Raw genomic sequence first — 10197 nt, forward strand, 5'->3', positions numbered from 1 at the left:
AGGGAGAGGGGCCGGGGGTGAGGGGCTGCTCCCTCAGGGAGAGGGGCCGGGGGTGAGGGGCTGCTCCCTCAGGGAGAGGGGCCGGGGGTGGTCGCGTGAGCGGCGCGGAGCGCTTGGGCTGCTCCCTCAGGGAGAGGGATCCAGGGGTGAGGGATCCAAAAGACTACAATAGCGCCAGCGCCCCCTCAAATCCTCTGAACGGGATCCCTCAAGCCGTGATCTCCCTCAACTTGCGGCCCAGCCTGGAGTTGACCGATGAAGTCTTTGAACAGCTCTGCCGGCAGAACCCTGAGCTGCGCCTGGAGCGCACCGCCCAAGGGGAGCTAGTGGCCATGGCCCCTGTCGGCAGTGAGAGCGGGCTTCGCAATGCCGACCTGCTGGGGCAGCTCTGGCAGTGGAACCGCCGCACGAGCTTAGGACTTGTCTTCGACTCCTCCACGGGCTTTGCCCTGCCCAACGGGGCCATTCGCTCTCCCGATGCCGCCTGGGTTGCCAAGGAGCGCTGGCAGCAGCTTACCCCCCAGCAGCGGCGCCGCTTTGCCCCCCTGTGTCCCGATTTTGTCTTGGAGTTGCGCTCCCCCACGGATGACTTGGCCACTCTGCAGGCCAAGCTGCAGGAATACCTTGAGAACGGATCCCGGCTGGGCTGGCTGATCGACCCGGAAAGCCAGCGGGTCTACGTCTATCGTCCAGGCCAGCTCCCCCAAATCCTGGAGCGGCCCACCTGCTTGGAAGGGGATCCCGTCCTCCCTGGCTTTGTTGCGGATCTTACCCTAGTCTGGGAATAGCTCCCAGAGAACCTGCCCATGATCGCGCTTAACCTACAGCCCAGCCTGGAGTTGACCGATGAAGTCTTTGAACAGCTCTGCCGGCAGAACCCTGAGCTGCGCCTGGAGCGCACCGCCCAAGGGGAGCTAGTGGCCATGGCCCCTGTCGGCAGTGAGAGCGGGCTTCGCAATGCCGACCTGCTGGGGCAGCTCTGGCAGTGGAACCGCCGCACGAGCTTAGGACTTGTCTTCGACTCCTCCACGGGCTTTGCCCTGCCCAACGGGGCCATTCGCTCTCCCGATGCCGCCTGGGTTGCCAAGGAGCGCTGGCAGCAGCTTACCCCCCAGCAGCGGCGCCGCTTTGCCCCCCTGTGTCCCGATTTTGTCTTGGAGTTGCGCTCCCCCACGGATGACTTGGCCACTCTGCAGGCCAAGCTGCAGGAATACCTTGAGAACGGATCCCGGCTGGGCTGGCTGATCGACCCGGAAAGCCAGCGGGTCTACGTCTATCGTCCAGGCCAGCTCCCCCAAATCCTGGAGCGGCCCACCTGCTTGGAAGGGGATCCCGTCCTCCCTGGCTTTGTCGCCGATCTCAGCTTAGTTTGGGAATAGCCTGCCCCGAGTTGCCCTCTTTTCCCACCTGCCCCTTCTTGCAGCCCTTGACCGATGGCTATCAGCAACCACGAACGTGTTGGACGCGCCCTCAATCTTCTCCGACAGGGGCTTTATCCGTTTGTTGTGCGGGAAATGCAAGCCTTTCATGGCGAGAACTGGCTGAACGTGGCCGCCGACACCTTGCCCCAGAGCTCTCCCAAGTTCAAAAGCCCAGAGCAGATCCTCGAGCAAGATGTTGCGGCCCTGCTGACCCTAATGTGGGAGCAATGGAACACCGTCTTCAGGCAAACCTTGGGTCAAGCAGAGCGCACCCTAGTCAGCGAGCTGCGCAACACTCGCAACGCCTGGGCCCACACCTGCACCTTTGGTTTTGACGACGCCTACCGCGCCCTCGATAGCGTGGCCCGCCTGCTGAGCGCCATTGCCGCTCCCCAAGCAGCCGAGGTGGAAAAGCAAAAGCAAGAGCTGCTGCGGCTACGCTACGAAGAACAGGCCAAGCGAGAAAGTCGCCGCGCCGTTGTAGCTTCTCTGGAAGGCCAACCCCAAACTGGCCTCAAACCCTGGCGGGAGATCGTTACCCCTCATCCGGATGTGGCCTCTGGCCGCTTCCAACAGGCCGAATTTGCCGCCGACCTCTGGGAGGTTTACCTTGGCGAGGACTCCGCTCGCCCCGGCGGGACGGCGTCCTTTGAGTACCGGGATCCCGTCGAGTTCTACCGCCGCACCTACCTCACCAAAGGGCTGCAACAGCTTTTGATCAACGCCCTGAGGCGCCTCAGCGGCCAAGGGGGAGATCCGGTAATCGAACTGCAGACCAACTTTGGCGGCGGCAAGACCCACGCCATGCTCGCCCTCTACCACCTTTTCTCCCCCCCTTCCGGGAGAGGGAGTGAGGGCCTCCTACCCGACACAGAACCTCTTTTGCAAGCTGTTGGCCTACAGAGACCACCGCAAAACGTCAGAATAGCTGTCCTGGTGGGGAACAAGCTCCAGGCCAGCGGGATCCCTCCCTACCGGCCCGAACACAGCCAGCAAAACCGCCCCCTGATCCGCACCCTTTGGGGAGAGCTGGCCTGGCAATTGGGCGGGCCTGAGGGTTATGAACTGATGCGGCAGGCCGATGAGACTTCCACCAACCCTGGCGACAGCCTCAAGGTTTTGTTTAACCGCTATGCTCCTTGCCTAGTTCTCATCGACGAATGGGTGGCCTACGCCCGCCAACTGCACGACACTCCTGACCTGGCTGGCGGCACCTTCGACACCCAGTTTACCTTTGCCCAGACCCTGAGCGAATCGGCCAAGAACGCCAAAGATACCCTGCTGGTGGTCAGCGTCCCCTCTTCCGACATCGAAATAGGCGGCGAACGGGGCAAGGAAGCTCTGGTTCGGCTCAAGAACGCCATCGGGCGAGTCGAGTCCCCCTGGCGACCGGCCAGTGCTGAAGAAGGCTTTGAAATCGTCCGCCGTCGCCTGTTCCAGCCCATTCTTGACCCTGACCTGTTTGTGCAGCGGGACGCGGTGGTCAAAGCCTTTATGGATCTCTACCGCAGCCAAAGCCAGGAGTTCCCCAGCGAGTGCAAAGAAAGCGACTACGAACGTCGCCTCAAGGCCGCCTACCCCATCCACCCCGAACTGTTCGACCGGCTTTATGCTGACTGGTCAACGCTGGACAAGTTTCAGCGCACCCGCGGCGTCCTGCGCCTGATGGCCAGAGTCATCCATATCCTCTGGCAGCGCGATGACCGCAGCCTGCTGATCCTGCCCGCCCACATCCCCATGGACGACCAGCAGGTGCAGTCGGAGCTGACCCGCTACCTCGACGACAACTGGCTGCCGGTCATCGAAAAAGATGTGGATGGGCCCAATTCTCTTCCCCTGAGCCTCGACGGCGCCCATCCCAACCTGGGCCGCTACTCCGCCTGTCGCCGGGTTGCCCGCACCATCTACATGGGATCCGCCCCCACCCTGCGGGCTGCCAACCGAGGCCTAGAGGAGCGCCGCATCAAGCTGGGCTGTGTCCAACCGGGGGAACATGTAAACACTTTTAGCGATGCCTTGCGGCGCCTTTCCGACCAAGCCACCTACCTCTATGTGGATGGCAATCGCTACTGGGTTTCCACCCAGCCCAACGTCAACCGCACCGCCCAGGAACGGGCTGAGCAGCTTTTGCAAAACGAGCGCCACTCCATCTGGGAAGAGCTCCTCCGCCGTCTCAGAGCCGACAAAAGCCGAGGCGAATTCGGCGCCCTGCACATCGCTCCCGAATCTACCGCCGACATCCCCGACGACAGCTTGGGGGTGCGGCTGGTCGTCCTTTCTCCTCAATATCCCTACAGCCGAGGTAACCAAAACAGCGAAGGACGGGCATGGGCAGAGCAAGTTCTGCAGCGCCGCGGCAGCGGCCCTCGCTACCACAAAAACATGCTCCTATTTTTGGCTCCCGACAAAGCCAAATTGGAAAACTTGGAACGCCATACAGCTCAGTATTTGGCGTGGAAGGGAATCGAGGAAGAGAAAGACATCCTCAACCTCGATGCCTTTCAAACCAAGCAGGCCAACACCAAGCTAGAAGAGTCGAACAGGGCAGTTGATATCAGTCTACGGGAAACCTACCAGTGGCTTTTGATCCCAACTCAGCCCGATCCCCAGGGTGGCATTGAGTGGAAAGAAACTCGCTTGCAAGAACAAGACTCTCCCATTTTGCAAGCCAGCCGCAAGGCTGTTCGTGAAGGTGATCTAGTGGTCAGTTATTCTGCCCTCAACCTGCGCTTGGATGTTTTGGACAAGTTTCTCTGGCGGGAGGCAGATCATGTGAGTTTAAAACGGCTGTGGGAGTGCTTGACCCAGTACCCCTATCTGCCTCGCCTGAAAAATCAGTTGGTCTTGTTACAGGCTGTTCAAGATGGCGTTGCCTCAGAAACCTGGCGGGAAAGCTTTGCCTACGCTGAAAGTTTTGACGAAGCTAGGGGCAAGTATCTTGGCTTGAGAGCGTCAACCAGTGTCAACGCCGCCCTCAATGAAAATGGGCTGCTGGTCAAGCCAGAAATTGCCCTACGGCAACTCAACGAGCACAGCTTCCCTCCCCCTCGGCCTGATACCGATGCCCCGTCAGGGCAAGCTGAAGTAATAGCCATAAAAGATAGTAGACAGGATAAGAATCAACCCCTTGCCCCAATCTCTCCTGAGCTGCCCCGGCGCTTCTATGGCAGGGTAGAAATTGCCGATCCCTTGCGAATCAACAGAGATATTGCCACCCTCGCCGAAGAGGTGATCCGGCACCTGACCAATCTGCCGGGATCCACCGTCAAAATCACCCTGGAAATCGAAGCGGAAATACCGGAAGGCATGCCGGAGACCGTAAGGCGCACCGTAGCAGAAAACTGCCGAGCCTTGAAGTTCTGCACCCAGGAGTTTGAGAGCGATCTTTAGACAATCCGCAGCAGTAAGGAGCTCAACCTACTCTATGAGCTGCAATCTGCCCCTGCGTTGAGATCGTCCAGTTCGCTGTAGTCCGGCAGCGTGGTATCGATAGGCTGACCTTGGCGCAACACTACTCGGTCATGCTGAGGTCGGGAAAGCAGCTCGTCAAACCCCCGGCCTTTGAACAGCACCAAGTCTGCCGACAGGCCCACCCCAATTTGCCCGGCCTCTACCAAGCCCATCCTACGGGCCGGGGTGGCAGTGATGGCCTGCGGCCAATCCCCGTAGGGGGTGTCCAGGTGCAGGATGCGGGTGGCCTCCCGAAACACTTCTAGGCCGTCGTGATCCCCGAAGCCGTGGAAAGGATCCCGGCAGTTGTCACTGGCTATCATCACCGGCACGCCCAAAGCCTTCAGCTCATGGAGCAGCGTTACCCCCCGCCAGCGGGGCGTGTGGCCGGGGCGGCGGTCTTGTAAATAGAGGTTACACATGGGCAGGCTGACCACGGCGATCCCCGCCTCTTTGACCAGGGCCATGGTCTGGTGGGCCACCTGCGGCGGCTGCACCGCCAAACTGCAGCAATGGCCGCACACCACCTGGCCGGAAAACTCATGGCGCAAGGTTGCTGCTGCCACGTGTCTCAACGTGAGGGATCCCGGATCCTCCGTCTCGTCGGTGTGGAAGTCAAGATCCAGCCCCCGCTCCTGGGCCAGGGCAAACACCCGCTCCAACTGCTCATCCAGCTCCGGCCCCATCGCCGCTACCCCACCCAGGATCCCGCCCAGCTCTGCCACCTTGTCCGCCAGCTTCTCCCCTGCCGGCGTGAGAAAGAAGTCCAAATGGGTCAACGTCACTGCCTGCAGCTCCAGTCTGCCCGCCCACTCTTGCCGCAACTGGGCAAACACCTCCCAACTCACCTGGGCGTGGGGGCCGTTGCAGACCAGGTGGGTGCGCACCGCCTGGGATCCATGGGCATAGCTGCAGCGCAGGCCAAAGTCGCAGCGGCGGTAGATATCCTGCCAAAGTTTTTCGTGCCTGCCGGCGTAGGCCCGCTCCATTTTGGCCCAGTCTTCCTGCTCGGCCCGGATTGCCCCGGCAAACGTGCCGTCGGGGTTGGGGGTGCGCGGCCACACGTGCCCCTTGTCCAGGTGGGTGTGGATATCGACAAAGCAGGGCCACACCTGTCCCCGCCTTAGATCTACACTCGGGATCCCCTGAGGCGGGATCCCTGTTGCCGCTCGGATGTGGCCAATTCGCCCCTCCCTAATTTCCAGATCCAATAGCACCAGGCCCTCCCGGTTGGGGATGGCCCCTGGCACCGCATCTTTGAGCACCGAGACGGGAACCTGGGCATTGAGCAGCCAGTAGTGGGCAGCGCCAGGGATCTGCACAGTGGTACAGCAATTAGGCAAACTGGCCCACCACCTGCATGGCAAAACTCAGCAAAATAAAGGCCAACCAGGGGGAAAAGTCCAAGCCACCGATGGGGGGAATGATGCCGCGGAAGAGGTTGAGATAGGGATCCGTGAGCTGGCTGAGCACCGACAGGATGGGGTTCGACCAGTTCAGTTGCGGGAACCAGCTCAGCAAAATCCGCACAATCAGCAGGGCATTGTAAATGACGATGAACTGGTAAAGGGAGCGAAACAGCAAAGACGCGGCACTGCCGTAGACCAGCCCCAGAGAGAGGCCGTCTGTCCAAGGGAGCAACAAAGGGCTGAGCATCATGGTTAGAAACAGCGAGGGAACGACTCTTCAACTCATCTCAACTTAAGCGCTGTCGGCAGAGGCAGACCTGATCCAGGAGGGCAACTCAGCCGAGAGACGAGAACACTGGCACCCCTCAGGGGAGAAAGCCAGTGCCGCCTCTAGTTTGGCATGGACAGGGATCCCCTGCTTAAGGCTTTTCCTCGACAGCGCTAGAAGATATTTCCTTGACAAGCAGTTGTGCGCGGGTGGCCTGGATCGCCTCGTTCAACTCGGCAATCTTGGCTTCGAGGGTGCGGCGGGCCTGGGCAATCCGCTCTGTTTCCTGTTCCCACTCCCTCCAGTCGCTGGAGCTGGGCACAGCCGGCTCACCCGAGACTCGGAGGCGCGGCCGCTCAGGAGGGACAGAGGTGCCGTTGAGACGGTCGGGATCGCGGCGCTGGCCTTCGGCGGATCCCTTGCTCAGTCGGGGGGCCAGCACAAAGGCGATCACCCCGCCGATGATCCCGCCCAACACAGCGCCGGCTACCACACCGGCAATGAAGTCACCTTTCTGATCTGCCACGCTTTTGTCCAGCTCACCAAACTTAAGCTATCTTCTTCTGTTCTACCTTTCCTGTCCCACTCCCGCCAGCAAATTCGGCCAGGGCTGGGGAAGTCGCCAGTGGCTGAGCCGCTCCAGGTGGGCTTGCATCTGTTCCCTCAACTCGGCCAAAGCATGTTGCAGATCGCCGGGCAGGGATCCCAGTGCCGCCTGCCAGAGGTGAGTTGGAGACAAGTCGGGGCTGACCACATGCCACAGCCGCTGTAGCTCCTCAAAGTGAAGGCGGTCATCTTCCGTAAGCGAAAGCACCAACTGGCGGCGCAGCTCGCGGGCCTCTTCCGACATCAAGTAGCGCAAACCCATTTGGGCAGTGGGGATCCAATCCAGCCCCCCATCGCTGCGGGCAATTTGGATCAAATTCTCCAGGCGGTTCCAGCGGAACTTGCCATCTTTAATCAGCACTTGCAGCAGCCGCTGGCGAATGCGGGGTGACTCATCCGTCAGCAGGCGCTTGGCCACGTAGGGATAGGCCACACCAACAATGCGAAACTGGGGATAGAGGCTAAGAGCCACCCCTTCTTGAGTAACCAAAGAGCGGATTACCAACGCAAAGTGGGAGGGTACCTGAAAGGGGTAGCGGTACATCAAATCGGAGAACTGGTCGGTGGCGGTTTTGAAGTTGAAGTTGCCCACCTCCTGGTTCAACACATCCGCCAGCACCGTCTCCAAAGCAGGGATCAGCTCTTGGCGGTTGACATCCGGCTGTAAAAAGCCCAGATGAATAAAATCGTCGATTAAGGCGTTGTAGTCGCGATCCACCAGGTGAACCAGCGCGTCCACCAGATATTCCTTCATTTCTTCGGTGAGCTGGTCCATCATGCCGAAGTCGATATAGGCCAGGCGGCCATCGGCCAGGGCAAACAGGTTGCCCGGATGGGGATCGGCGTGGAAAAAGCCGTATTCCAGCAACTGCTTCAGGCCAGCCACCACGCCAATGCGCACCAGTTGTCTGACCTCCAAGTTGGCGGCTCGAATCCGCTCCACATCGGTGAGCTTGATGCCGTCGATCCACTCCAGGGTCAACACCCGGCGGGTGCTGTAGGCCCAAAAGATGCGCGGCACATACACATCGGGATCGCCGCGAAAGTATTCGGCAAAGCGCTCGCAGTTTTGCCCTTCGTTCAGGTAGTCGATCTCCTCAAAAAGCTTGTAACCAAACTCATCCACCACCGCCGTCAAGGTGTTGCCCAGGTTCAGGGGCAGCCAGGAACCCAGCCAGGTGGAGGCCCAGCGGATGAGGTACAGATCTAGGCTCAGCCGCTCCCGTAGGTGGGGCCGCTGCACCTTGACCGCCACCCATTCGCCACTGTGCAGTTGCGCTTTGTAAACCTGGCCTAGGCTGGCCGCGGCCACCGGCTCGGAAGAGATCTGGGCGTAAATTTCGCTAATCGGACGGCCCAACTCTGACTCAATGCGGGCAAACGCCTCCTGGGAAGGAAAGCTGGGCAGTTGATCCTGCAGCTTGGTCAGCTCTTCCAAGTAGTCTTTGCGCACCAAGTCCGGTCGCGTCGAGAGGGCCTGCCCCACCTTGATGAAGGTGGGCCCCAGGTCGGTGAGCAGCTTGCGCAACTGGGCCGAGCGCTCCGCCACATTGCGCTCCGTCTGCCCCCACAGGCGATCCCAGCGCAGACAGAGGACAAACCAGAGAAAGGGCCAGAGAATGGCCAGCGCCCGACCGATCACCTGCGGCAGGCGCCAGCGGTAGTAACGAGCAATAAATTGCGGATCGTAAACTTCTAGGTCGGCAACCGAGGAAATCCTGTTCAGCACGCTCAAGGGATCTCACAATCTGTTTTTAAAGCTCTCAATATTTATCGTAATCTATTGTAACGGCAAAAGCCTCTTGATTCCTCTTCATCTTGCTTAACAGCGCCTCCTCAGCGCTCGCCAGCCAGGTTCTTGGCCAGAGCCGACCTCCCCCGATCAAATGACGGTGTTGTCCGGGATCACCGAGTCCTTGATGATGGTGACGATGCCGTTGCTGATCCAGATCCCTTCCTCTTCCCGCTGCGCTTCGCTGACGTGATCCTTGTTGAGGATGCGGACGTTGCGCCCGATGCGGGCGTTCTTGTCCACGATGGCGTTGACAATGTGGGAGTTGGCCCCGATGCCCACCGGTGGGATCCCGGCCTCCAGCTTGGCCTGCCGCTCTTCTGCCGACTCGTAGTAATCGGCCCCCATGACGAGGGTGTTTTCTATGATGGTGTTGGCTTCCAGGCGGCTGCGAATGCCGATGATGGAATTGCGAATTTGGGCATTTTTGATGATACAGCCGTCGGCGATGATGGAATTGACGATGTGGGAATCGAGAATCTTGTTGGGGGGCAAAAAGCGCGGGCGGGTGTAGATGGGCATTTCGCTGTCAAAGAAGCTAAAAGGCGGGTTGGGCTGCTGCACCAGCGCCAGGTTGGCCCGATAAAAAGCCTCGATGGTGCCGATGTCTTCCCAATAGCCCTTGAAGAGGTAAGCCTGCAGATGGTATTTGCCAATGGCTGCCGGCAGCACCTCTTTGCCGAAGTCGGTGTGCTCCTTCACCTGCAGCATCTCGATGAGGGCTTCCCGCTTGAATACATAAATGCCCATCGAGGCGATGTAGGGCTTGGCCTTGGCCTCTTCCGGGCTAAGGCCGAGGGCTTGGGTATCCACCTGACAGGCTTGCAGCAGCTCCCCCTGCGGCTTTTCTTTGAAATCGACAATGCGACCGTTCTCGCCGATCCTGAGCAGGCCAAAACCTGAGGCCACTTTTTCTTCGCAGGGGAGCACCGCCAGCGTCACATCGGCTCCGGTCTGCCGGTGATGGTGGATGAAGGGGCGGTAGTCCATGCGGTAGAGGTGATCCCCAGACAGGATGAGGAAGTCCCGTGGCTTCCAAGAGTCCATCAGCCAGAGATATTGGCGCACAGCATCGGCGGTGCCCTGAAACCAATCCGGGTTATCGGGCGTTTGTTGGGCCGCTAAAATATCCACAAAGCCGCCTGTGAAGGGAGACATGCGGTAGGTGTTGACGATGTGGCGGTTGAGAGAGGCGGAGTTGAACTGGGTGAGGACGTAGATTTTGTCGATATCGGAATTGATGCAGTTGCT

At 59.9% G+C, this 10197-nt stretch carries 8 protein-coding genes; 3 read left to right on the forward strand and 5 right to left on the reverse strand.

Annotated elements, in window-relative coordinates; all coding sequences use genetic code 11:
• The first annotated feature begins 215 nt into the window (after positions 1-215).
• From NW853_RS02300 to NW853_RS02310, 3 genes are read left to right on the forward strand one after another with little or no spacing between them, the layout of a single operon-like run.
• Positions 216-788, forward strand: coding sequence for a Uma2 family endonuclease (locus NW853_RS02300; protein WP_414333601.1), 573 nt, complete (start codon positions 216-218; stop codon positions 786-788).
• Between the two features lie 18 nt (positions 789-806).
• Entirely contained in the window at positions 807-1379 is a 573-nt protein-coding gene (locus NW853_RS02305) for a Uma2 family endonuclease (protein WP_414333597.1), read from the forward strand.
• A 54-nt stretch (positions 1380-1433) separates the two neighbouring features.
• The gene (locus tag NW853_RS02310; RefSeq protein ID WP_414347540.1) at positions 1434-4811 is read left to right on the forward strand and encodes a Swt1 family HEPN domain-containing protein; all 3378 of its coding nucleotides are present in this window, start codon (positions 1434-1436) and stop codon (positions 4809-4811) included.
• Between the two features lie 32 nt (positions 4812-4843).
• Here NW853_RS02310 and NW853_RS02315 read toward each other — a convergent pair whose 3' ends face one another.
• From NW853_RS02315 to NW853_RS02335, 5 genes are all read right to left on the reverse strand, one after another.
• On the reverse strand, positions 4844-6214 hold the full coding sequence (locus tag NW853_RS02315) for a cytosine deaminase (RefSeq protein WP_414333593.1): 1371 nt from the start codon (positions 6212-6214) through the stop codon (positions 4844-4846).
• Positions 6207-6530 (reverse strand): YggT family protein, encoded by a 324-nt coding sequence (locus NW853_RS02320; protein WP_414347543.1) that lies wholly within the window; start codon positions 6528-6530, stop codon positions 6207-6209. The genes NW853_RS02315 and NW853_RS02320 overlap by 8 nt, the downstream gene beginning before the upstream one ends.
• Before the next feature lie 169 nt (positions 6531-6699).
• Entirely contained in the window at positions 6700-7074 is a 375-nt protein-coding gene (locus NW853_RS02325; RefSeq protein WP_414333591.1) for a hypothetical protein, read from the reverse strand.
• Positions 7075-7116: 42 nt separating this feature from the next.
• Positions 7117-8883 (reverse strand): ABC1 kinase family protein, encoded by a 1767-nt coding sequence (locus NW853_RS02330; RefSeq protein WP_414347546.1) that lies wholly within the window; start codon positions 8881-8883, stop codon positions 7117-7119.
• A 153-nt stretch (positions 8884-9036) separates the two neighbouring features.
• Positions 9037-10197: glucose-1-phosphate adenylyltransferase (locus NW853_RS02335; protein ID WP_414347549.1), on the reverse strand; the 1161-nt coding region annotated here is incomplete at its 5' end.

Origin of the sequence: Synechococcus sp. H55.11 (assembly GCF_047462475.1) — a bacterium.
GTDB lineage: Bacteria > Cyanobacteriota > Cyanobacteriia > Thermostichales > Thermostichaceae > Thermostichus.

Bases quoted from the DNA above. Each gene is read 5' to 3' on its own strand.
- NW853_RS02310 (WP_414347540.1), top strand. From the start codon at position 1,434: ATGGCTATCAGCAACCACGAACGTGTTGGACGCGCCCTCAATCTTCTC.
- NW853_RS02305 (WP_414333597.1), top strand. From the start codon at position 807: ATGATCGCGCTTAACCTACAGCCCAGCCTGGAGTTGACCGATGAAGTC.
- NW853_RS02320 (WP_414347543.1), bottom strand. From the start codon at position 6,530: ATGATGCTCAGCCCTTTGTTGCTCCCTTGGACAGACGGCCTCTCTCTG.